The following is a 20,262-nucleotide window of genomic DNA, read 5'->3' on the forward strand; positions in this document are numbered from 1 at the left end:
GGGACGCATGGACACGGTCAAGCGCGGCGGAATTCCGCTCTACGTCTGGATGTTGCTGGGCTTCGTCGGGGGTCTGGCGGGCGGATTGTACGTCAACCAGAACGGCCTGGAGGTGCTGCCCTGGGTGATGGACATCATCCAGGCGGTCGGTCAGATCTTCCTGCGCCTGCTGTTCATGCTGGTCCTGCCGCTGCTGTTCGCGGCCCTGGCCGTCGGCGTGGCCGAGATGGGCGACTTGAAGTCGCTGGGCCGGGTCGGTCTGAAGACGCTGCTGTTCACCATCCTGGTCTCGGCCATCGCGGTGGGCATCGGCCTGGGCATGGTCAACTATTTCCAGCCGGGCGTGGGCGTGGACCCCGCCCTGGCGCAGCAGCTTCTGGCCGACGGGGCCGAAGGGGCCGCCGGCATCGTCGACAAGGCGCCCAAGTCGATCGAGGCGGGCCAGTTCTTTCTGGACATGATCCCGTCCAACGTCGTGACGGCGGCAGCCGAGAACCAGATCCTGCCGGTCATGGTCTTCGCCCTGATCTTCGGCATCGGCATGGTCATGGCCAAGTCGCCCGCGACCGACCGCCTGCAGGAGACGCTGCAGGGGCTGTTCGAGGTCATGATGAAGCTCATCAACCTCGTGATCCGGCTGGCGCCCATCGCCATCGCGGCGCTGATGTTCAATCTGGCGGCGGTGTTCGGCTGGGACGTGCTGGTGCGGCTGGGCGCCTATGCCGGCGTGGCCATCGGCGCGATGGCGATCCACATGTTCGTCGTCTATCCGCTGCTGGTCCTGATCTTCGGCGGCATGAATCCATTGAAGTTCGCCAACGGGGTCAAGGAACCGTTCGTCGTCGCCTTCTCCACCGCCTCGTCCAACGCCACCCTGCCGATCGCCCTGAAAGCGGCGGAAGAGAAGCTGAAGTTGCCCAAGCGCATCTCGCGCTTCGTGCTGACGGTGGGCGCCACGGCGAACCAGAACGGCACCGCCCTGTTCGAGGGCGTGACGGTGCTGTTCCTGGCCCAGTTCTTCGGCGTCGATCTGAGCCTGCAGCAACAGCTGGTGGTGATGCTGGTGTGCATCCTGGGCGGCATCGGCACGGCCGGCGTTCCGGCCGGATCGCTGCCGGTCATCGCTCTGATCCTGGTCATGGTGGGCGTGCCGGCGGAGGGCATCGGCCTGATCCTGGGCGTCGATCGTTTCCTCGACATGTGCCGGACGACCCTGAACGTGACTGGCGATCTGGTCGCGGCGACGGTCGTGTCGCGCGGCGAGAGCGACGCCGTCGTGCCGGCCGACGCCAAGCCGCCGACGGCCCCGGCCGTCTGATCAGCCGACGTGGCGGCGCTCGACCCGGCCGCCGACCGAGGTCAGCAGTTCCCACGCCACCGTTCCGGCGGCGCACGCCGCGTCGTCCAGCATCCGGTTGGGCCCGAACAGCTCGACCGCGTCGCCCGGCGCGACGTCGAGGCCGGTGACGTCGACGGCCAGCACGTCCATCGAGACGCGTCCGAGGATCGGCCTCAACTGACCGGCCACCGCCACCCGTCCAGTGGGGCTGTTGGAGCGCAGGACGCCGTCGGCATAGCCGGCGCCGATCGTCGCGACGCGCATCGACCGCTCGGCCACGAAGCCGCGTGAGTAGCCGACGCTTTCGCCGGCTTGGACGTCGCGGACCTGAAGCACCTCGGCGGCGAAGGTCGCCACCGGCCGGATGCGGGGATCGGGACGTCCCTCCGGCCCGCCGCCGTAGAGGCAGATCCCCGGCCGCACGGCGTCGAAGGCGTGGTCGGGGCCCAGGAAGCAGCCGCCGGAGTTGGCGAAGGAGCGGACCGCGCCGGGGTATCGGGTCGCCGCGGCGGCGAAGGCGTCGCGCTGAACGCGGTTCATCGGATGATCGGGTTCGTCCGCGCAGGCCAGGTGGCTGAGGACCAGATCCAGGCCCTCGAAGGGCTCCGGCACTTCCTCGGGGCGGAAGCCGAGACGGTTCATGCCCGTGTCGATCTGAAGACCGCAGGCCTTCCCGCCGGCCGCGCGCCACTCGGCGGCTTGCTCCGGGGCGTTCAGGACGGGCTTCAGACCGGCCGTCATCAGGCGTGCCGCGCGTCCGGGAGCGCACCCGTCGAGAACATAGACGTCGGGGGCGTCGCCGAGGAATCTGCGCAGAACCTCGCCCTCTGAAACACGGGCCACGAAGAAGGTGCGGGCGCCTTCGTCCATCAGGCGGCGGGCCACCTCCACCGCGCCCAGGCCGTAGGCGTCGGCCTTCACGACGGGATGCGCCGGGACGCCGGACACGGCCTCCAGCGTGCGGAAGTTGGCGGCGAGGGCGTCCAGGTCGACGGTCAGGCGGGCGAGGCTCATCACCCCCTTATGCCGCACCTGCGAAGGCGTCGCTATTCGTAGCGGGAATTGTCCCACCGGGCGTCACGCGCCAGGTTGCCGAAGCGGGTGGTGTCGGCGTCGAAGCTGAGGCGGACGGTGCCGATCGGGCCGTGACGCTGCTTGCCGATGATGACCTCGGCCATGTTGCGCAGGCGGTCCATGTCCTCCTGCCACTGGAGGTGTTCGGGGCTGCCTTCCTGGGGCTCGGTCCGTTCCTTGTAGTAGCTCTCGCGGTACACGAACATGACGCAGTCGGCGTCCTGCTCGATCGAGCCCGACTCACGCAGGTCGGACAGCTGAGGCCGCTTGTCGTCCCGGCTTTCGACCTGACGCGACAGCTGGGACAGGGCGATGACCGGGACGTTCAGCTCCTTGGCCAGCGCCTTGAGGCCGCCGGTGATCTCCGACACTTCCTGCACGCGGTTCTTCTGGCCGCCGGCGTCGCCCGTGGTGATCAGCTGGAGGTAGTCGACGATGATGACGTCGAGCCCATGCTCCATGCGCTTCAGACGGCGGGCGCGGGCGGCCAACTTGGACATGGCCAGGCCGCCGGTGGCGTCGATGAACAGGGGCGCCTCGCCGATCTCGACGGCGGCGTCGCGCAGACGTCCATAGTCGACGGCGTCGATCTCGCCCTTGCGCAGCTTGTCGGACGGCACGCCGGACGCATCGGCCAGAATGCGCATGGCCAGCTGTTCGGCGCTCATTTCCAGCGAGAAAAAGGCGACGACGCCGCCGTCGACCGTCTTGCGCCCTTCCGGCGTGGGCTCGTAGCGATAGTTGCGCGCGATGTTGAAGGCGATGTTGGTGGCCAGCGACGTCTTCCCCATCGAGGGCCGGCCGGCGAGGATCAGCAGGTCGGACTTGTGCAGGCCGCCCAGCTTCTGGTCGAGGTCGTCCAGATGGGTGGCCAGTCCCGCCAGCTTGCCGTCGCGCTGATAGGCTTCGGCCGCCATCTGCACGGCGCCGGCGAGCGCGGTCGAGAAGCCGACGAATCCGGACGAAGGCTTGCCCGTTTCGGCCAGACTGTAGAGCGACTGTTCGGCCTGCTCGATCTGGTCCATCGCCGCGGTCTGCGGATCCGGCGCCTCGCGCATGATGTCGCCGCCGATGCGGATCAGCTCGCGGCGCAGGGCCAGGTCGTAGACGATGCGGGCATAGTCCGGCGCATTGGCCGCAGGCGGCGCGCGGTCGACGAGGTCGGCCAGATAGCGGACGCCGCCCAGCTGCTGGAAGGCCGGATCCTGCTTGAAGCGTTCCATCAGCACGGTGGGGTCGGCCAGCAGGCCCTGACGGACGTGGTCCTCGATCGCCTCATAGAGCCGCTGATGGAAAGGCTCGTGGAAATGCGAGCCCTTCAATCGGTCGGACAGGCGCTCGAACACGCCGTTGTCGAACATCAGCGCGCCCAGCAGCGCCTGCTCCGCCTCCAGATTGTGGGGCGGCGCAGCGATGGCCGGAAGCTCGGGCGTGATGGGCGATATGGCGTCCATGGGGGACCGAGGTTTACCCGTGCCATGGCGTCACGTCAGGATCGGTCGCCCGATCCCTTGGGGGCGGACCGGCCGCGCCTGTGGATGCGCGTCAGCGGCAGGGGTGCCGCGAAACCAGCCAAGCGCGAACGCCGTCGGTCACCGTCATGCGGCGGCGGCGCTCGGCCGGGATGCCGTTGAAATAGTCCAGCAGCTGGCGCGGGTTCAGGCTGAGGCGGGCGGGCGGACAGGCGGCCGGCGTCCGGCCTGCCGCCCGGGCGTCGCGGATCTCCTGTCCCACGGTGCGGAAGGCGCGTTCCGCCTCGCCCTTCAGGCGGTGGGCGTCCGGGTTGAGCATGGCGGTGGCGTTCAGCGGGATGCGGTTGGCCCGCACGGTGAAGTCTTCGAGGGTCATGGCCGACTGGGCGGCGGCGGAACCGGCAAGCGCCAGCGCGGCGGCGAAGGCGGCGAAACGGATCATGACGAGCTCCCCTGACGCCGCGAGCTCAGCCGTTCGCGGCGGCGGAAATGAGGCGCATGAAAAAGGCGCGCCGGACGGATCCGACGCGCCTTCCTGATGCGGACTGAACGGGCGATCAGGCCGGTTCGTAGGTTTCCTGCTGACCGGCGCCGCCGGCGAGCATGTCCGCGGCCGCTTCTTCGGCGGCGGCGCGTTCGTCGGAGAACTGCGAGGCGATGACGTCCTCGCCGCGCGCCTGACGCTCGGCCTCGTCTTCCGACCGGGCGATGTTGATCTTGACCACGGCGGAGACCTCGGCGTGCAGGCGGACCGGCACTTCGTGGACGCCCAGGGTCTTGATCGCCGTGTTCAGCACGACCTGCGAACGCTCGACCTTGGTCCCCGAGGCCTGGACGGCTTCGGCGACGTCGCGGCCGGCGACCGATCCGTAGAGCTGGCCGGTTTCGCCGGCCTGGCGGATCATGACGTAGGTCTGGCCGTCGATCTTGTCGGCGATCTTCCGGGCCTCGGCCTTGTTCTTCTCGTTGCGGGCCTCGATGGCGGCGCGCTCGACTTCGAAGGCCTTGAGGTTGGCGCTGGTGGCGCGACGAGCCTTGTCGCGCGGCAGCAGGAAGTTGCGGGCGAAGCCGTCCTTGACGGACACGACGTCGCCGATGGCGCCGAGGTTCTCGACGCGTTCGAGCAGAACGACCTTCATCTTACTTCACCACATACGGCAGGAGGGCGAGGAAGCGGGCGCGCTTGATGGCCTTGGCCAGCTCGCGCTGCTTCTTCTGGGACACCGCGGTGATCCGCGACGGGACGATCTTGCCGCGCTCGCTGATGTAGCGCTGCAGCAGCTTCACGTCCTTGTAGTCGATCTTCGGGGCGCCGGCGCCGGAGAACGGGCAGACCTTGCGGCGGCGCTGGAAGGCGCGGCGGGCGGGGCCGGCGCTGACGGGCGCGCCGGGGACGGGACGGGTGGTGTCGGTCATGATCGGGATCCTTATTCCGAGACGTCGGCGTCGACGGCGTCTTCGCGCGGCGTGCGTTCACGCTCGCGTTCGCGCTCGCGCTCGCGGCGGGCCAGCAGGGGCGACAGCTCCAGGTCGAGCTCGTCGACCTTGACCGTCAGCCAGCGCAGGACGTCTTCGTTGATGGACAGCTGACGCTCGACCTCGGCCATGGCGGCCGGAGGGGCGTCGACGGCGAGCAGGGAGTAGTGCGCCTTGCGGTTCTTCTTGACCCGATAGGTCAGGTTGCGCAGGCCCCAGTACTCGATTTTGGCGACGGAACCGCCGCCTTGCTCGATCAGGTCCTTGATGGTGTCGTTGAGGGCTTCGGCCTGTTGCGCGCTGATGTCCTGGCGCGACATGACCGTGTGCTCGTAAAGAGCCATGGCAGTCTCCCATGGGGGGCGTCGGCGCGACCGGACCGGGCAAGTCCGTCCACGATGGTTCCCGAAGCGGCGATCAGGACGACTTCCTGATCCTTTGGTGGTCCGCGCCCGGGACCGAAGCCCTGGAAAGCAGCGGCCTATAGGGGAAAAGGGCAGGGTGAGCAAGGCCGCCGGTCGTCAGACGTCCAGCTCTTCCTTCACGAAGCGGGCGTTGTCCTGGATGAAGCGGAAGCGGGCGTCGGCCTTCTTGCCCATCAGGCGCTCGACCAGATCCTCGACGTCCGCCAGGTCCGTGACGTCGTCGGGCACCGTGACCCGCGCCAGGGTGCGGGTCTTCGGGTTCATGGTGGTGTCCTTCAGCTGGGACGCCATCATCTCGCCCAGGCCCTTGAAGCGGCCGATCTCGACCTTCTTGCCCTTGAACGTCGTGGCCAGCAGCTCGTCGCGGTGGGCGTCGTCGCGCGCGTATTCCGACAGGGCGCCGGCCTGGATGCGGTAGAGCGGCGGCAGGGCCATGAACAGTCGCCCCTGACGGATCACGTCGGGCATGACCCGGTGGAAATAGGTGATCAGCAGCGCGGCGATGTGGGCGCCGTCGACGTCGGCGTCGGTCATGATGACCACGCGTTCGTAGCGCAGGTCGTCGATGTTGAACCGCGCGCCCGGATGGACGCCCAGGGCCAGCGTCAGGTCGGACAGCTCGACGTTGGCGCGCAGCTTGTCCGCCGTGGCCGAGGCCACGTTCAGTATCTTGCCGCGCAGGGGCAGGATCGCCTGGGTGGCGCGGTCGCGGGCCTGTTTGGCCGAGCCGCCGGCGGAGTCGCCTTCGACGATGAACAGCTCCGTGCCGTCAGCGCCCTGACGGGTGCAGTCGGCCAGCTTGCCCGGCAGGCGCAGCTTGCGGGTGGCCGAGGCGCGCTGGACCTCCTTGTCCTTGCGGCGACGCAGGCGGTCCTCGGCGCGCTCGATGACGAAGCCGAGCAGGGTGTTGGCCTGTTTCGGGCTTTCGGTCAGCCAGTGGTCCAGCGGGTCGCGGATCAGCTGTTCGACCAGCCGCGCGCCCTCGGGCGAGGACAGCCGGTCCTTGGTCTGGCCCTGGAATTCGGGATTGCGGATGAAGACGCTGATCAGTGCGCCGGCGTTGGCGATGACGTCCTCGGCCGTGACGATCTCGGCCCGCTTCTCCTTGATCAGCTCGCCATAGGCCTTCAGCCCCTTGACCAGCGCGGCGCGGAAGCCCGCCTCGTGCGTGCCGCCGTCCGGCGTGGCGACGGTGTTGCAGTAGGACGAGACGAAGCCGTCGGCCTCGCCGAAGCCCGCCGGGGTCCAGGTCACGGCCCATTCCACGGCGCCGGCCTCGCCCTTGCGTTCGACGCGGCCGGCGAAGGCGGGGGTGACGGTCTCGACGTCGCCGATGCGGTCGGCCAGGGCGTCGGCCAGGCCGCCGGGGAAGTGCAGGACAGCCTCGGCCGGGGTGGCGTCGGTGATGCGTTCGGGCGCGCAGGTCCAGCGGATTTCGACGCCGCGGAACAGATAGGCCTTGGACCGCGTCATGCGGAACAGACGGGCGGGCTTGAACGCCGCGCCGTGGCCGAAGATCTCCTCGTCCGGGCGGAAGCGGATGCGGGTGCCGCGCTTCTTGGACGGGGCCACTTGCTGGATCGGGCCCAGCGAATGGCCGCGGCTGAAGGACTGGGTCCATTCGAAGCCGTCGCGCCAGACGGTCACGTCCAGCCGGTCGGACAGGGCGTTGACGACCGACACGCCCACACCGTGCAAACCGCCAGAGGTTTCATAGGCTTTTCCGGAGAACTTGCCGCCGGAGTGGAGCACGGTCATGACCACCTCCAGCGCCGACTTGCCGGGGTGTTTCGGGTGCGGGTCGACCGGAATGCCGCGGCCGTCGTCGCGCACGGTCAGGAAGCCGTCGGCGTCCAGATCGACCGTGATCAGCTTCGCATGGCGGGCCACCGCCTCGTCCATGGCGTTGTCCAGCACCTCGGCGAACAGGTGGTGCAGGGCGCGCTCGTCGGTGCCGCCGATGTACATGCCGGGGCGCTTGCGGACGGGCTCCAGCCCCTCCAGCACCTCGATGGAGCTCGCGGAATAGCCGGCGTCCACGATCGCGGGCGCCGGCTTCGACAGAGCCTGCGGCGCGGGCACAGGTTCAGGCGCGGCGGGCTTGACCGCCGGCGCGGGCTCCGGCCGGGGCTCTGGCTCGGGCAGATCGAACAGGGACGGCAGGGCGGACGACATGGACCGATGATGGGACGATTCGGGGACGGCTCCGGTAGACCCCGCGCGGGTCGTCGGCAAGCGAGACGGGGACGGAATCGGGCAGGACGGCGCGGGTCACGACGGCCAGGAACAGCACCCAGGGCAGGCCCTGGTGCGCCATGAGGATGCTCTCGGACAGGCTGAGCATCAGGAAGGCGGCGAGGAAGCCCAGCGCCCACCAGCCCTCCTGCACCCCTGCGCGGCCGGAGCGCAGGACGGAGGCGGCGACGGCGAAGACCGCCATGCCGCCGACCATCAGGGCGCCGGGCCAGCCCAGCTGGACGAGGACGTCGATCCAGCCGTGGTGGGCATTGGGCACCAGCCAGCCGGTCTCGACGCGGATCCAGTCGGCCGGGACGCTGTCGCGCTCCCAGAAGGCGCCGTAGCCCCAGCCGGTCCAGGGGCGTTCGGCCACGCGGGTCATCAGCGCCTGCCAGATCTCGGTGCGGCCGGTCAGGGACGGGTCCTTGCCCAAGACTTCGAGGATTTCGACCGAGTGGCTGTCCCAGATCAGGAAGCCTGCGCCGGCGGCGGCGACGCCGGCCCAGACGGCGAAGACGGCGAAGGCGGCGCCGCCCTGACGCATGGTCCAGCAGCCGGCGATCACGCCGACGCCCAGCACGAGGCACAGCAGCGACGTCTTGGACTGCGTCGCCAGCACCAGCGCCGAGGCCAGCACCAGCGCGAGGGCGGGGATCAGGCGCCGGCGATCGGGTGAGGCCAGGCAGGCGGCCGAGGCTGTGGCGACGATCACCATCACCGCGCCCATCTGGTTCTTCTCATACCAGAGCCCGCGCCACAGGCCGGCGTTGTCGGCCTGGTGCACGCCATAGGCGGGGAAGGCGAAGACCATGATCAGGCTGCCGACCGCCATGATCAGGCCGGTCCGCATCAGCAGGCGCGGCAGGTGCGGGCCGCGGAAGGCCGCGCCGAGGTAGAGGGCGAAACCGCAGGAGATGGCCAGGGCGACGGCGCGGCGGGAGGTCACCTCGGGGAACAACGACCAGTATTTCGAGGCCCAGGCCCACAGCACCAGCAGGCCGATGGCCACCATGGCCGGCCAGGCGCGCCACAGGCGGTCGATCCGGTACAGCAGCAGGCCCGCCGTCATCGCATACACCGGCAGCCAGGCCAGCCGCAGGATCGGCGTCTCCTCCTGCGTCGGGGCGAAGATCGGCCCGATCAGGGCGCCGGTCAGCATGAACAGGATGAAGACGCACGCCGCCGTCTCCCACCACGCGGGGGCGGGCTCGGGAGCGCCGTTGATGTCTAGACGCAGGGTCGCCACGGTCCCAAAATCGACCCATCCCGTTAACGTATCGTGGTCCGATGGCAGATCGTCGGCGAATGCCTCGCCCTAGCATCCCAAGCCTATTGCGGGTCGAGGAACGCTTGCGTGAGGCTGACTACTTCATCGATCGAATGCGGGAAGCAGATTCCACAAACTTCCAGTACGAAATGAACGCCTTTTTGGCGGCTTGTCGGGCCGTTCCAGAACTTATTGGAGCGGAACTGAAGCCGACTGGTCCGACGTTTCGGAGATGGTGGAAGGAGCGCTTTTCGGCGTTTCAAAGCGTGCCGACTGTGGAGTTTTTCTTTAGTCTGAGGAACTTCTCGCTTCACCGAGGAGCCGTCTCAATGACAGGTGGGGCACTGTTTAAAGAAGGGCAGGTTCAGTGGACCTATCGGTTTGCTGGCCATATCGACCCTGTCCCCGAAGCGCTAGTCAACCGTGACGCATGCGCATGCTGCACGGAGCACCTAGCTTTGACGGCAGCATTGGTAATCGAAGTTGAGCAGACATTCCCGCTGTTAGTCTGCCCGACCCGGAGCTTAGCCTCTCCACAAGGGTTAGACGCCATCGGCATCTCTTTAGACGAGGCCGAGGAGTCACTGGGGCTTCCGCGAGGGTGGACAGACGTGCCGTCCCTGTCGCGTGAAGACCGACACCGGCTGCTCCGCCAGAAGTTCGCCCACGACGCGGTCGATTTTCAATACATCAGGCATTTAGCAACCCGAGAAATCGATGAGTTGGCCGGGGGCGACCTGTTGATCAATAGGGTTGCTGCTCGGATCGAGGAGCGGGTTCATGGTGATGGAGGCGAGTCGGGCGATCCGTTTCTCACTGCCCTCTTCGAAAGGATCGCCGAGGTGAACAAAGAGTCCGACTAATCACGCCCGCTCCACAAACGTGTCGATGACCTTCTTCTCTCCCGCCTTGTCGAAGGCCACCACCAGCTTGTTGCCCTCCACCGCCTTCACGAGACCGTAGCCGAACTTCTGGTGGAACACGCGTGTGCCGCGGGTCCAGCCGGAGGCGGCCTTGGGGTCGGCGGTCGCGATCAGGCGGCCGTCGCCCTCGATCAGGGCCTGGCGGGCGGGGCGGTCGGTGGGCTGGCGGGCGGCGGCGAAGGCCTGGCCGCGCTTCCAGCCGGGGCTGGAATAGCCGCTGCCGAAGCTGGGCGCTTCGTCCCAGCGGCTCTTGGCCTCTTTCAGGCCGGCGGAGGCGCCGTAGTAGCCGGTCTCGCTCTCGGGCTCGACGTGGTCGATGGGCAGTTCGTCGACGAAGCGGCTGGGCAGCTGGCTGGTCCAGCGGCCGTAGACCAGGCGGTTGGCGGCGAAGGAGATGCGGGCGTCGCGCTTGGCGCGGGTGACGCCGACGTAGGCGAGGCGCCGCTCCTCCTCCAGGCCCTTCTCGCCCTTTTCGTCGATGCTGCGCTGGCTCGGGAAGACGCCTTCCTCCCACCCTGGCAGGAAGACCAGCGGGAACTCCAGCCCCTTGGCTCCGTGCAGGGTCATGACCTGCACCGCGTCCTCGCCCGCGCCCCGGTCCAGATCGAGCACCAGCGACACGTGCTCCAGATAGGCCAGCAGGCTGTCGAAGCCCTGCATCGACTGCACCAGCTCCTTCAGGTTCTCCAGACGCGTCTGCCCCGAGGTGCGGTCGGCCTTCTGCATCTCCGTGTACCCGCTCTCCTCCAGGATGGTCTCGGTCAGGGTCCAGTGCGGCGTGTCCTGCGCCAGCGCCCGCCAGCGGTCCAGATCGCGCACGAAGCCGGCCAGGGCCGTGCGCGTGCGGGCCTGCAGTTCGTCGGACGTGATCAGCTCGCGCACCGCCGTCATGGCCGAGACGCCGGACAGGCGGGCCATGTGCAGGATCTTCTGCACGCTGGTGTCCCCGATGCCGCGCTTGGGCACGTTGACGATGCGCTCGAACGCCAGGTCGTCGTCTTCCGACAGGATCAGGCGCAGATAGGCGTGGGCGTCGCGGATCTCGGCGCGTTCGAAGAAGCGCGGGCCGCCGATGACCTGATAGGGGATGGCCAGCATGACGAAGCGTTCCTCGAACGCCCGCATCTGAAACGACGCGCGAACCAGAACGGCCATGTCCTTGTAGTTCAAGCCGGTTCGACGCGTGGTCTCGATCTCGTCGGCGATCAGTCGGGCCTCGGCCTCGCCGTCCCAGACGCCGCGCACCCGCACCTTCTCGCCGCTGTCGTCCTCGGTCCACAGCGTCTTGCCCAGCCGACCCTTGTTGGCGGCGATCAGGCCGGACGCCGCGCCGAGGATGTGGCGGGTGGAGCGGTAGTTGCGCTCCAGCTTGACGATCTTCGCGCCGGGGAAGTCGCGTTCGAAGCGCAGGATGTTGTCCACCTCCGCGCCGCGCCAGCCATAGATCGACTGGTCGTCGTCGCCCACGCAGCAGACGTTGCCGTCCGACGACGTCAGCAGGCGCAGCCACAGGTACTGGGCCACGTTGGTGTCCTGGTACTCGTCCACAAGGATGTAGCGGAACCGTCTTCGATATTCCTCAGCCACGTCCGCATGTTGCGACAGGATCGTCAGGTTGTGCAGCAGCAGGTCGCCGAAGTCGCAGGCGTTCAGCGTGCGCAGCCGCGCCTGATAGAGGCCGTACAGCTTCTGCCCCTTGCCGGCGGCGAAGTCCTCGCCCGGCGGCAGCTTCTCGGGGGGCCAGCCGCGGTTCTTCCATCCGTCGATCACGCCGGCGAACGAGCGGGGCGTCCAGCGCTTCACGTCGACGTTCTCCGCCTCCAGCACCTGCTTCAGCAGCCGCTCCTGATCGTCCGTGTCCAGGATGGTGAAGGTCGACTTCAGCCCGACCAGTTCGGCGTGGCGGCGCAGGATCTGCGCGGCGATGGAGTGGAAGGTGCCCAGCCAGCGCAGCCCCTCGGCCGAGGGGCCGATCAGATGGGTGATCCGCTCGCGCATCTCGCGCGCGGCCTTGTTGGTGAAGGTGACGGCCAGCAGCTCCCACGGCCGGGCGCGACCGGTGGCCAGGATGTGCGCCAGCCGGGTGGTCAGGACGCGCGTCTTGCCGGTGCCGGCGCCGGCGAGCACCAGCACCGGCCCCTCGGTCGTCTCCACCGCCTCGCGCTGCTCGGGATTGAGGCCGGCCAGCCAGTCGGAGGGCGCACCCTCGGGCGGGCGGGCGCGGGCGAGGTCGGAGATGCGGGGGGCGGAATCGGTCATGCGAGCCCCCGGAACATAAGGAGCACGACGGCAAAAGTCAGCCGAAAGCCCGCGCCGGGCTGCCGGGGAACCGTGGCCGTCCCCTGCCGTTACGGCGGACAGTCAACATCTGGAGGGAGACACCCCATGGCGGAACAGTCCAACAGCAGCGGCGGCGGCAACACCGGCCTGGCCTTCATCGTCGGCGCGGTCGTGGTCGTGCTGGCCATCGTGGCCTACTTCGTCTTCGCCCGCGGCGGCATGGGCGGCGAGACCAAGGAGGTCAACGTCGACGTCGACCTGCCGGAGGTTTCGGCCCCGGCGGTTCCCGGCGGGAACTGATCCATGACCGATCCCAACGTCCCCCCGCCCCGCGACGACCGGCCCGAGGTCGTGCATCACACCACGATCAACAATCCGCCGCCTTCGAGCGGCGGCGGGGGAGGCGGCGGCTGGCTGGCCTTTCTGATCGGCGGGATCGTGGTGGTGCTGATCATCGTCGCGGTCGTGCTGTTCAACGGCGGCGGAATGACCGCGCCGGACGAAACCAACGTAGACCTCGACGTGGACGTGCCCGCGCCCAGCATGCCGGACCTGCCGGAGCCCAAGCTGCCGGAGGCGCCCGAATTGCCGACGGTGGAGCCGCCGACCGCGCCGCAGGGCTGAACGGTCAGCGCAGGCCGTAGGTGATGGTCGTGACGACCCGCACCTTCTTGTCCGGGGTCGAGGTCTCCGCGTCGATCTCATCCCGGGCCAGAATCTCGAACGATCCCTGCGTCGCCTGGCGGATCGGCCCCAGCGACGCGCCCGAGTCCTGGGCGAAGCGCTGGGCGCCGGTGCGCGCGGCCGTCGTCGCCTGGCCGATCATCTCCGGCCGCACCTTGTTCAGGCCGGTGAAGACGTAGGTCGGACCGGCATAGTCCTGAAGCACCACGCCCTGACGCACCAATTCGCTGAGGGCGCGGCTGGTGGTCTGGACGCGCGCGACGTCCGACGTGCGGACCACGACGGTCTGACTGAGGATGAAGCGAGGACCGCCCTGCGGGCTGCCCCACTCGCGCGACTGGGTGTCGGCGACCGACAGCTGACCCAGGGTCACCGCCTCGGCCGGATAGCCCTGCGCCGCCAGGAACCGGCGCACCGTGACCAGATCTGCGTCGATCCGGGCCTGAACGTCGCCCAGCACGTCGCCGGACGCCGCGAACTTCAGCGGCAGGACGGCGAGGTCGGCGCGCACGTCGCGCTCGGCCAAGCCGCGGACGGTGACGGTGCGGTCGCCGACGCGCGCGTTGACCAGTCCCTGGCCGATCAGACCGCCGGCGACGGCGGTTCCGACGGCGATGGCGCCGCCGACGGCGAGCGCGGGAAGCAGGCGTGGATCGGTCGGCATGGTCAGTCTCCCCCAGACCCGCCGAGAGAGCGCCCGAAAGTCGTCGCCGTCAATCGTCCACGAAACGTCGATCGCCGGAGGCCCAGGCCAACGCCAGCAGACGACAGGCCGAGGCAAGCGGCGTGCGGCCGCGGCGTTCGTCGACGCGCTTCATCAGACCGGAAAGCGGCAGCGCCATCTCGGCTGCGACGACGTCCAGAACCGCCCAGAACTCGGGCTCCAGCGCCACGGACGTGGCGTGGCCGGACAACAGGATGGAGCGCTTGCGGAGCATGTCGATGGATTTAGCACCGACGGCCGACGGCGAAAGCCCTGTCCGATCAGACATAAGGCAGGCTTGTGCCGGGCGTCCGCCGATCCAGGTTGCCGGTCCGGCCGCGCGGGCGCATGTCCCGGATCATGACCTCCCTGTCCGACAAGCTGGACCCCGTCCGCGCGCCGCGTCTGCCCAAGGCGACCCTGATCGCCATAGGGGCCGTAGGCCTGTGCGCGGTCATATGGGGCACGACCTGGTACGGGATCACCTGGCAGCTCGGTGTCGTTGAGCCGATCGTGTCCGTCACATGGCGGTTCGGTCTGGCCGCGCTGGTGCTGTTCGCCGGCATCGGGATCGCGCGGCAGCCGATGGGGTTGGGCCGGCGCCAGCATCTGGAGGCCGCGGGGCAGGGAGCGTTCACCTTCGCCGTCTCCTATGCCTTCACCTATCAGTCCGAGCAGCACGTGCCGTCGGCCATCGTGGCGGTGATCTTCGCGGCGCTGGCCTTCCTGAACCTGAGCCTGTTCCGCGTGGCCGAGCGGCAGAAGGCGCACGCCTTGTCGTGGGCCGGGGCGGCGCTGGGCGTGGTCGGGGTCGCGGTGCTGTCGGGATCGGAACTGCTGAGCGCGAGACTGGGCCCGCAGGCGGCGCTGGGCATCGGCTTCGCCGTGATCGCGGTGACCAGTTCGGCGTTCGGCAACCTGTTCGCCTGGCGGGCGCAAAGAGCCGGAGCGCCGCTGCTGGCCTCCACGGCCTGGGCCATGGCCTACGGCACGGCGATGCTGGCGATCTGGGGCCTGGCCACGGGAGCCGAGTTCCGGGTCGAGCCGACGGCGGGCTATCTGATCTCGCTGGTCTATCTGGCCGTGCTGGGCTCGGTCGTGGCCTTCGTGGTCTATTTCTGGATCGCCCGCACTCGCGGCTATGCCTTGGCCAGCTACATTTCGGCCCTGACGCCGCCGATCGCCATGCTGGTGTCGGTGACGTTCGAGAACGCGCGGTTCGGGATATGGGCCCTGGTCGGCCTGGCGGTCGTGATCGCCGGGCAGGCGCTCATGATCCGCGCGGCGCGGGCCAAGGCCGCCTGAGCGGTCACCAGATCCAGCCTCGCCTCTTCTTCGGCCGCGGTTCTTCGTCGGCGCCTTCGGGCAGAGGGACCTCGGCGGCCTCGCGCCGGCGCTGAGCCTCCAGGAAGCGCTTCTTCCGTAGCACGGCCATCAGGGGGATCAGGCCGTGGACGATGCGCGGGTCCTTGCGGGGATCAGTCGCCATCGGGTCGCTCCGGGTCGCGGTCACGACGGTGTCCGTCCAGGGCGCGCTCACGGGCGAGGCGTTCCAGCAGGCTCTGCTGCGTCTCCGCCTTGGGGCGGCCATGCGCGGCGCGGTTCTGAACGGCCTGCGCCTTCGCCGCCGCCTTGTCGCGCGCCTTCTTCGCCTTGTTGAAGTTCACGATCTCGGCCATGCGGCGAAATCTAGACCAAAGTGTCCGCGAATTCACTGCAACCGTGTGGGGCGTGATCGTATTCGTCCAGTGCGGGCCATCGGGGTCCGCATGAGGAGACCGAGTTGATCGCGCTGATCCTGAACGTCCTGTGGCTCATCTTCGGCGGCCTGATCGCCGGCATCGGCTGGCTGATCGGCGGGGCGATCCTGGCGCTGACGATCGTCGGCCTGCCGTGGACCTTCGCCGCCTGGCGCATCGCCGCCTACACCTTCTGGCCTTTCGGGCGCGAGGTGGTCTGGCGGACCGACGACGGCGTCGACCCCGGGCGCGGCCCGCTGGGCACGGTGCTGAACGTGATCTGGTTCGTCTTCGCCGGCTGGTGGATCGCCCTGACCCATCTGATCGCCGCCTTCTTCGAGGCGATCACCATCATCGGCATCCCCTTCGCCCTGAAGGACCTGGAACTGGCCAAGTTGGCGCTGGCGCCGGTGGGACGGACGATCCGGGACAAGTGAGGGATCAGTCCTTCATCAGGACGTCCAGCATCATCTCGCGACGCAGCAGGAAGTTGCGCGTGACCTGATAGTGGTCGGTGTCTTCGTACTCGATCCGGTCCACCCCATGCTCGGAGACCTGATAAATCCAGGCGTTCGGGTAGCCGAGGATGATCGGCGAGTGAGTGGCGACGATCAGCTGCGAGCGGGCCAGCACCAGTTCATGCATCTTGGCCAGGAACGACAATTGGCGGCTGGGCGACAGCGCCGCCTCCGGCTCATCCAGGATGTAGAGTCCGTCGCCGATGAAGCGGTTTTCGAACAGGGCGAAGAAGCTCTCTCCGTGCGACTGCTCATGCAGGCCGCGGTCGCCGTAGCGCTGGGCCCCGGCGGCCTCGAGATAGCTGGCTGTCGTGAAGAAACTCTCCGCCCTGAGAAAGAAACCGTCCTGAACCCGCGCGGGCGAGCGGACGGGACGCACGAACCGATGCAGGGGCGAGTGGCTGTCGCGGGTGCCGAAGCGATGCTCGCGCCCGCCGCCTTCGGGGTTGAACCCCCAGGCCACGGCCAAGGCCTCGATCAACGTGGACTTGCCCGACCCGTTCTCGCCGACCAGGAAGGTGACGTTCGGATGGAAGGTCAGGCTGTGCAGGCCGCGGACGGCCGGGAGGCTGAACGGATAGACGCCGTCGTCCCATCCCTCCCGCCGCTCGAACCGCGCCTCGATCCAGTAGGGGCGGTCGAGCGCCGTCATCAGAAGCCGGTGAACAAGCGGTCGAGCGCGCGGCGGATCTCGAATTCTTGGTTTCTAAGGGAGGCGACACGCCGCCGGAGTTCACCTGCCCGGAGCGTCGACAGCTCCACGACGACCAAGGTAAGGGCTTCGCCGGACAGGTCGACCGCGATTTCCAGATCGGAAACCAGCCGGGTGGCGTCGTTCACCAAGGGAGCGACGACCGCGTCGTCGAAGTCCATCAGCAGATGCGACGACAGGACCACGACATAGGGAGCGTAGTGCCGCGCGCCCGACGCGGGGTTCTCGAACACATCGAACTGTTTCAAAGCCAGCGAGGCCGGATGTAGTCGGACAGCAATCCGCGCTCCGCGATGCGGCGATTGTGATCGGCGATCGCCTCGGCGTTCTCTTGGGCCCAGCGTTTCGCCCGTGTCTCGGCCCCGGTGGGATCGACCTTTTGCAGGTGCAGCCGCAATGCGCGCTCGTCCATGCCGGCGGTGGATATTCCCAGGGCCCTGGCCTGTTCGATCAGTTCGGGGTCGATGCCGAAGTTGGGTTCGATTTTGCCCATGGGCGCAGCCTACCGCGAAACCCTCACCCCGGCGAGATCATCTTCTCGGGCCGCACGGCCTCGTCGAACTCCGCGTCGGTCAGATAGCCGCCGCCGACCGCCTCCTGGCGCAGCGTCGTGCCGTTCCTGTGCGCCGTCTTGGCGATCTTGGCGCAGGCGTCATAGCCCAGCCTGCCATTCAGGGCCGTGACCAGCATCAGGGAGTTGTTCAGGCCGCGTTCGATATTGTCGATCCGGGGCTCGATGCCGACGACGCAGTTCTCCGTGAACGACACCGCCGCGTCGGACAGCAGCCGCACCGACTGAAGGAAGTTGTAGGCCATCACCGGGTTGAAGACGTTCAGCTCGAAATGCCCCTGCGACCCCGCGAAGGTTAGGGCGGCGTGGTTGCCGAACACCTGGACGCAGACCTGGGTCAGGGCCTCGCATTGGGTCGGATTGACCTTGCCGGGCATGATCGACGACCCCGGCTCGTTCTCCGGCAGGGCCAATTCACCCAGTCCCGAACGCGGGCCGGACCCCAAAAAGCGGATGTCGTTGGCGATCTTGAATAGGCTGGCCGCGACCGTGTTGATCGCCCCGTGGCTGAACACCATGGCGTCGTGGGCGGCCAGGGCCTCGAACTTGTTCGGGGCCGTGGTGAAGTTCAGACCGGTGATCTGGGCGATCTTCTCGGCCACGCCTTCCGCGAAGCCGATGGGCGCGTTCAGGCCGGTGCCGACGGCCGTACCGCCCTGGGCCAGCTGCATCAGGTCGGGCAGGGTGCTTTCGATGCGTTCGATGCCCTTGGTTACCTGCTGAACGTAGCCCGAGAACTCCTGACCCAGCGTCAGAGGCGTGGCATCCTGGGTGTGGGTGCGGCCGATCTTGATGATGCCCTTCCACGCCTCGGCCTTGTCGTTCAGCGCGTTCCGCAGCTTGGCCAGCGCCGGCAGCAGGCGGTGCGTCACCTCCTCGGCGCAGGCGACGTGCATGGCCGTGGGATAGGTGTCGTTGGACGACTGGCTCATGTTGACGTGGTCGTTGGGGTGGACGGGTTTCTTCGACCCCATCTCGCCGCCCAGCAGTTCGATCGCCCGGTTCGAGATCACCTCATTGGCGTTCATGTTGGATTGGGTGCCCGAGCCCGTCTGCCAGACCACCAAAGGGAAGTGGTCGTTCAGCTTGCCCTCGATGACCTCGTCGGCGGCCTGGATGATCGCCTTGCCGATCGCGGGATCGAGCCGACCCAGCGCCATGTTGGTCTCGGCCGCCGCGCGCTTGACGATGCCCAGCGCCCGCACGATCGGCACAGGCTGTTTCTCCCAGCCGATCTTGAAGTTCCCCAGCGACCGTTGCGCCTGGGCCCCCCAGTAGCGGTCGTCGGCGACCTCGATGGGGCCGAAGGTGTCGGTCTCGGTGCGGTGGGCGGTCATGGTCGGCGGGCTCTTCAGGCGTGACGGAAAGGTGCGCGGGGGTGTAGCACGGAGGGATGGTCGGACAAGGCGGAGCGCGGGCGATGCGGGGCGTGATCTTGGGGGTTGTGGCGCTGCTTGCGGCGGCGCCGTCGGCTGTGGCGCAGGACGCCGCGCACGATGTGCTGCTGGACACGGACGCGGGGGTGATGATCCTCGATCTGGACTATGGCCGCGCGCCGATCACGGCCTGCAACTTCGCGCGCAACGTCCAGTATGGCGACTACGGTCACGGCAGCTTCTTTCGCTCCGTCGTGGCGGCGACCAACGCCAATCCCAACCCGATCGACGTCATCCAGGCCGCGACGCCGCGCGGATCCGACGACGCCCTGCGTCCGGCCATTCCTCTGGAGCGGACGTCCGTCACCGGACTGCGGCACGTGGCCGGAGCCGTGTCGATGGCGCGGGACGGGCCGGACACGGCGACGACCAGCTTCTTCATCGTGACGCGGGACACGCCGTCGCTGGACTTCGGCGGCGGGCGTAATCCGGACGGTCAGGGTTTCGGCGTCTTCGGCCACGTCGTGGTCGGGCTGGAGGTCGCGCGGGACATCCAGATGCGCCCGACAGACGGTCAGGAGGCGCTGACGCCGCCGGTGCGCATCAGTGCGGCCGTCATGCTTGCGCCCCCGCCCGCGGTCTGCGCCGCTTGACCGCCGGCTGGATCGGGACGGGTAAGGTCCGCGCGCGCGAGGTCGGCGAAGCGGTGGAGATCACCATCGAGGGCCTGACCACCCAGGCGAAATACTACAAGCCGCTGGTCTATGAGTTCATGCGCAAGGAGTGGCGCGGGTCACGCCCCTCCTACGGCGACTATTCCGTCGAGATCGTGATGGAGCACGTCGGCGATCCGCCGTGGATGGACCTCGACAATCTGGCGAAGGCCCTGCTGGACGCCATCAAAGGGTATCTGTTCCACGACGACGCCCAGGTGGCGCGCCTGCTGGTCGAGCGGCACGAAGGCGAGCGCGAGCGGATCACGATCCGCGTCCACCCGCGTCAGCCGTCGGGCATCGGGGGATAGCGCTCGAAGCTGGGCCGGTGATGCAGGTCGGCCATCCAGCCGATGCGCTCCGCCGTCTGGATCTGGCCCTGCAGCGGAATGGAATCCGGATCGTCCAGCGTCGCGCTCTGCACATCGGTCAGGCCGGGGAAGATCTCGGCGTTGGTGTAGAACAGGCCGGTCCCGCATGTCGGGCAGAAGTGCCGACGGCCGTTTTCCGACGAAGCGTACTCGGTCGTCCGGCCGGTGATCTTCACCTGATCGGTAGGCGCCAGAGCCCAGGCCACGGCCGGCGCCCCCGCGCATTTGCGACAGTCGACGCAGTGGCACAGCGCGTGGTGCGCGACCTCGACCGGCATCGAATAGCGCACGGCGCCGCAGTGACATCCGCCCTCGGGCATGCCGACCTCCCTGAATGTTCCGTCTATGTTCACGCCTCACGACGGCGGCGTCAAGACCGGA

The 20,262-nt window shown here is 68.3% G+C and carries 26 protein-coding genes; 8 read left to right on the forward strand and 18 right to left on the reverse strand.

Annotation, left to right across the window (positions count from 1 at the left end; genetic code table 11):
* The first annotated feature begins 7 nt into the window (after positions 1-7).
* Positions 8-1,318, forward strand: coding sequence for a dicarboxylate/amino acid:cation symporter (locus VGN45_RS07190; RefSeq protein ID WP_327460815.1), 1,311 nt, complete (start codon positions 8-10; stop codon positions 1,316-1,318).
* On the opposite strand, the gene alr is transcribed toward VGN45_RS07190, so the two are convergent.
* From alr to VGN45_RS07230, 8 genes are all read right to left on the reverse strand, one after another.
* Positions 1,319-2,353, reverse strand: a complete 1,035-nt coding sequence (gene alr / locus VGN45_RS07195; protein WP_327460817.1) for an alanine racemase — start codon at positions 2,351-2,353, stop codon at positions 1,319-1,321.
* A 32-nt stretch (positions 2,354-2,385) separates the two neighbouring features.
* Positions 2,386-3,867, reverse strand: coding sequence for a replicative DNA helicase (locus VGN45_RS07200; RefSeq protein ID WP_327460819.1), 1,482 nt, complete (start codon positions 3,865-3,867; stop codon positions 2,386-2,388).
* A 91-nt stretch (positions 3,868-3,958) separates the two neighbouring features.
* Entirely contained in the window at positions 3,959-4,327 is a 369-nt protein-coding gene (locus VGN45_RS07205; protein ID WP_327460821.1) for a hypothetical protein, read from the reverse strand.
* A gap of 115 nt (positions 4,328-4,442) precedes the next feature.
* The gene (gene rplI, locus VGN45_RS07210; protein ID WP_327460823.1) at positions 4,443-5,024 is read right to left on the reverse strand and encodes a 50S ribosomal protein L9; all 582 of its coding nucleotides are present in this window, start codon (positions 5,022-5,024) and stop codon (positions 4,443-4,445) included.
* Position 5,025: 1 nt separating this feature from the next.
* Entirely contained in the window at positions 5,026-5,301 is a 276-nt protein-coding gene (gene rpsR, locus VGN45_RS07215) for a 30S ribosomal protein S18 (RefSeq protein ID WP_327460825.1), read from the reverse strand.
* An 11-nt stretch (positions 5,302-5,312) separates the two neighbouring features.
* Positions 5,313-5,705 carry a 30S ribosomal protein S6 gene (gene rpsF, locus VGN45_RS07220; RefSeq protein ID WP_327460827.1) on the reverse strand — a complete coding sequence of 131 codons (393 nt, stop codon included), beginning with the start codon at positions 5,703-5,705 and terminating at the stop codon, positions 5,313-5,315.
* Between the two features lie 177 nt (positions 5,706-5,882).
* Positions 5,883-7,961 (reverse strand): DNA topoisomerase IV subunit B, encoded by a 2,079-nt coding sequence (locus tag VGN45_RS07225; protein WP_327460829.1) that lies wholly within the window; start codon positions 7,959-7,961, stop codon positions 5,883-5,885.
* The gene (locus tag VGN45_RS07230) at positions 7,873-9,270 is read right to left on the reverse strand and encodes an O-antigen ligase family protein (protein WP_327460831.1); all 1,398 of its coding nucleotides are present in this window, start codon (positions 9,268-9,270) and stop codon (positions 7,873-7,875) included. Before VGN45_RS07230 ends, VGN45_RS07225 begins: the two co-directional genes overlap by 89 nt.
* 104 nt (positions 9,271-9,374) lie before the next feature.
* Between VGN45_RS07230 and VGN45_RS07235 the strand changes: the two genes are divergently transcribed.
* Entirely contained in the window at positions 9,375-10,154 is a 780-nt protein-coding gene (locus VGN45_RS07235) for a hypothetical protein (protein ID WP_327460833.1), read from the forward strand.
* On the opposite strand, the gene VGN45_RS07240 is transcribed toward VGN45_RS07235, so the two are convergent.
* The gene (locus VGN45_RS07240) at positions 10,155-12,473 is read right to left on the reverse strand and encodes an ATP-dependent helicase (protein WP_327460835.1); all 2,319 of its coding nucleotides are present in this window, start codon (positions 12,471-12,473) and stop codon (positions 10,155-10,157) included.
* Positions 12,474-12,599: 126 nt separating this feature from the next.
* Here VGN45_RS07240 and VGN45_RS07245 point away from each other — a divergent pair, with 126 nt between their 5' ends.
* Together VGN45_RS07245 and VGN45_RS07250 are read left to right on the forward strand one after the other, a co-directional pair.
* A complete protein-coding gene (locus tag VGN45_RS07245; protein ID WP_327460837.1) occupies positions 12,600-12,794 on the forward strand; it encodes a hypothetical protein in 195 nt (64 codons plus the stop codon).
* Between the two features lie 3 nt (positions 12,795-12,797).
* Positions 12,798-13,118, forward strand: coding sequence for a hypothetical protein (locus VGN45_RS07250; RefSeq protein WP_327460839.1), 321 nt, complete (start codon positions 12,798-12,800; stop codon positions 13,116-13,118).
* A gap of 4 nt (positions 13,119-13,122) precedes the next feature.
* Here VGN45_RS07250 and VGN45_RS07255 read toward each other — a convergent pair whose 3' ends face one another.
* Positions 13,123-13,842 carry an SIMPL domain-containing protein gene (locus tag VGN45_RS07255; RefSeq protein ID WP_327460842.1) on the reverse strand — a complete coding sequence of 240 codons (720 nt, stop codon included), beginning with the start codon at positions 13,840-13,842 and terminating at the stop codon, positions 13,123-13,125.
* 49 nt (positions 13,843-13,891) lie between these two features.
* Positions 13,892-14,116: a ribbon-helix-helix domain-containing protein gene (locus VGN45_RS07260; protein WP_414643403.1), complete on the reverse strand. Its 225-nt coding sequence runs from the start codon at positions 14,114-14,116 to the stop codon at positions 13,892-13,894.
* 125 nt (positions 14,117-14,241) lie between these two features.
* Here VGN45_RS07260 and VGN45_RS07265 point away from each other — a divergent pair, with 125 nt between their 5' ends.
* On the forward strand, positions 14,242-15,186 hold the full coding sequence (locus tag VGN45_RS07265; RefSeq protein ID WP_327460844.1) for a DMT family transporter: 945 nt from the start codon (positions 14,242-14,244) through the stop codon (positions 15,184-15,186).
* Positions 15,187-15,190: 4 nt separating this feature from the next.
* Here VGN45_RS07265 and VGN45_RS07270 read toward each other — a convergent pair whose 3' ends face one another.
* A complete protein-coding gene (locus tag VGN45_RS07270) occupies positions 15,191-15,370 on the reverse strand; it encodes a hypothetical protein (RefSeq protein WP_327460846.1) in 180 nt (59 codons plus the stop codon).
* A complete protein-coding gene (locus tag VGN45_RS07275) occupies positions 15,360-15,560 on the reverse strand; it encodes a DUF4169 family protein (RefSeq protein WP_327460848.1) in 201 nt (66 codons plus the stop codon). Before VGN45_RS07275 ends, VGN45_RS07270 begins: the two co-directional genes overlap by 11 nt.
* A gap of 104 nt (positions 15,561-15,664) precedes the next feature.
* On the opposite strand from VGN45_RS07275, the gene VGN45_RS07280 reads away from it, so the two are divergent.
* On the forward strand, positions 15,665-16,057 hold the full coding sequence (locus VGN45_RS07280) for a YccF domain-containing protein (RefSeq protein WP_327460850.1): 393 nt from the start codon (positions 15,665-15,667) through the stop codon (positions 16,055-16,057).
* A gap of 4 nt (positions 16,058-16,061) precedes the next feature.
* Here the strand turns inward: VGN45_RS07280 and VGN45_RS07285 are convergent, their stop codons facing one another.
* Genes VGN45_RS07285 through fumC form a run of 4 tightly spaced genes read right to left on the reverse strand, consistent with a single transcriptional unit; the run spans position 16,062 to position 18,758 of the window.
* Positions 16,062-16,790 carry an AAA family ATPase gene (locus VGN45_RS07285; RefSeq protein WP_327460852.1) on the reverse strand — a complete coding sequence of 243 codons (729 nt, stop codon included), beginning with the start codon at positions 16,788-16,790 and terminating at the stop codon, positions 16,062-16,064.
* Complete coding sequence (locus VGN45_RS07290) at positions 16,790-17,083, reverse strand: CcdB family protein (RefSeq protein ID WP_327460854.1); 294 nt, start codon at positions 17,081-17,083, stop codon at positions 16,790-16,792. Before VGN45_RS07290 ends, VGN45_RS07285 begins: the two co-directional genes overlap by 1 nt.
* 11 nt (positions 17,084-17,094) lie before the next feature.
* Positions 17,095-17,343, reverse strand: coding sequence for a type II toxin-antitoxin system CcdA family antitoxin (locus VGN45_RS07295; protein ID WP_327460856.1), 249 nt, complete (start codon positions 17,341-17,343; stop codon positions 17,095-17,097).
* Positions 17,344-17,366: 23 nt separating this feature from the next.
* Positions 17,367-18,758, reverse strand: a complete 1,392-nt coding sequence (fumC, locus tag VGN45_RS07300; protein ID WP_327460858.1) for a class II fumarate hydratase — start codon at positions 18,756-18,758, stop codon at positions 17,367-17,369.
* 83 nt (positions 18,759-18,841) lie between these two features.
* Here fumC and VGN45_RS07305 point away from each other — a divergent pair, with 83 nt between their 5' ends.
* Complete coding sequence (locus VGN45_RS07305) at positions 18,842-19,450, forward strand: peptidylprolyl isomerase (RefSeq protein WP_327460860.1); 609 nt, start codon at positions 18,842-18,844, stop codon at positions 19,448-19,450.
* Entirely contained in the window at positions 19,447-19,821 is a 375-nt protein-coding gene (locus VGN45_RS07310) for a RusA family crossover junction endodeoxyribonuclease (protein WP_327460862.1), read from the forward strand. Before VGN45_RS07305 ends, VGN45_RS07310 begins: the two co-directional genes overlap by 4 nt.
* Here VGN45_RS07310 and VGN45_RS07315 read toward each other — a convergent pair.
* Positions 19,797-20,201 (reverse strand): GFA family protein, encoded by a 405-nt coding sequence (locus tag VGN45_RS07315; protein WP_327460864.1) that lies wholly within the window; start codon positions 20,199-20,201, stop codon positions 19,797-19,799. The genes VGN45_RS07310 and VGN45_RS07315 overlap by 25 nt on opposite strands.
* Positions 20,202-20,262: the final 61 nt, after the last annotated feature.

Source organism: Brevundimonas sp., from assembly GCF_035999125.1.
Classification (GTDB): domain Bacteria; phylum Pseudomonadota; class Alphaproteobacteria; order Caulobacterales; family Caulobacteraceae; genus Brevundimonas.

Excerpts from the sequence above, each read along its gene's own strand:
- VGN45_RS07205 (WP_327460821.1), bottom strand. The coding sequence starts at position 4,327 with ATGATCCGTTTCGCCGCCTTCGCCGCCGCGCTGGCGCTTGCCGGTTCC.
- VGN45_RS07315 (WP_327460864.1), bottom strand. The coding sequence starts at position 20,201 with ATGCCCGAGGGCGGATGTCACTGCGGCGCCGTGCGCTATTCGATGCCG.
- VGN45_RS07225 (WP_327460829.1), bottom strand. The coding sequence starts at position 7,961 with ATGTCGTCCGCCCTGCCGTCCCTGTTCGATCTGCCCGAGCCAGAGCCC.
- VGN45_RS07275 (WP_327460848.1), bottom strand. The coding sequence starts at position 15,560 with ATGGCCGAGATCGTGAACTTCAACAAGGCGAAGAAGGCGCGCGACAAG.
- VGN45_RS07265 (WP_327460844.1), top strand. The coding sequence starts at position 14,242 with ATGACCTCCCTGTCCGACAAGCTGGACCCCGTCCGCGCGCCGCGTCTG.
- rpsR (WP_327460825.1), bottom strand. The coding sequence starts at position 5,301 with ATGACCGACACCACCCGTCCCGTCCCCGGCGCGCCCGTCAGCGCCGGC.
- rplI (WP_327460823.1), bottom strand. The coding sequence starts at position 5,024 with ATGAAGGTCGTTCTGCTCGAACGCGTCGAGAACCTCGGCGCCATCGGC.
- VGN45_RS07255 (WP_327460842.1), bottom strand. The coding sequence starts at position 13,842 with ATGCCGACCGATCCACGCCTGCTTCCCGCGCTCGCCGTCGGCGGCGCC.
- VGN45_RS07260 (WP_414643403.1), bottom strand. The coding sequence starts at position 14,116 with ATGCTCCGCAAGCGCTCCATCCTGTTGTCCGGCCACGCCACGTCCGTG.
- rpsF (WP_327460827.1), bottom strand. The coding sequence starts at position 5,705 with ATGGCTCTTTACGAGCACACGGTCATGTCGCGCCAGGACATCAGCGCG.
- VGN45_RS07295 (WP_327460856.1), bottom strand. The coding sequence starts at position 17,343 with ATGGGCAAAATCGAACCCAACTTCGGCATCGACCCCGAACTGATCGAA.
- alr (WP_327460817.1), bottom strand. The coding sequence starts at position 2,353 with ATGAGCCTCGCCCGCCTGACCGTCGACCTGGACGCCCTCGCCGCCAAC.
- fumC (WP_327460858.1), bottom strand. The coding sequence starts at position 18,758 with ATGACCGCCCACCGCACCGAGACCGACACCTTCGGCCCCATCGAGGTC.
- VGN45_RS07200 (WP_327460819.1), bottom strand. The coding sequence starts at position 3,867 with ATGGACGCCATATCGCCCATCACGCCCGAGCTTCCGGCCATCGCTGCG.
- VGN45_RS07190 (WP_327460815.1), top strand. The coding sequence starts at position 8 with ATGGACACGGTCAAGCGCGGCGGAATTCCGCTCTACGTCTGGATGTTG.
- VGN45_RS07245 (WP_327460837.1), top strand. The coding sequence starts at position 12,600 with ATGGCGGAACAGTCCAACAGCAGCGGCGGCGGCAACACCGGCCTGGCC.
- VGN45_RS07270 (WP_327460846.1), bottom strand. The coding sequence starts at position 15,370 with ATGGCGACTGATCCCCGCAAGGACCCGCGCATCGTCCACGGCCTGATC.
- VGN45_RS07305 (WP_327460860.1), top strand. The coding sequence starts at position 18,842 with ATGCGGGGCGTGATCTTGGGGGTTGTGGCGCTGCTTGCGGCGGCGCCG.
- VGN45_RS07285 (WP_327460852.1), bottom strand. The coding sequence starts at position 16,790 with ATGACGGCGCTCGACCGCCCCTACTGGATCGAGGCGCGGTTCGAGCGG.
- VGN45_RS07250 (WP_327460839.1), top strand. The coding sequence starts at position 12,798 with ATGACCGATCCCAACGTCCCCCCGCCCCGCGACGACCGGCCCGAGGTC.
- VGN45_RS07240 (WP_327460835.1), bottom strand. The coding sequence starts at position 12,473 with ATGACCGATTCCGCCCCCCGCATCTCCGACCTCGCCCGCGCCCGCCCG.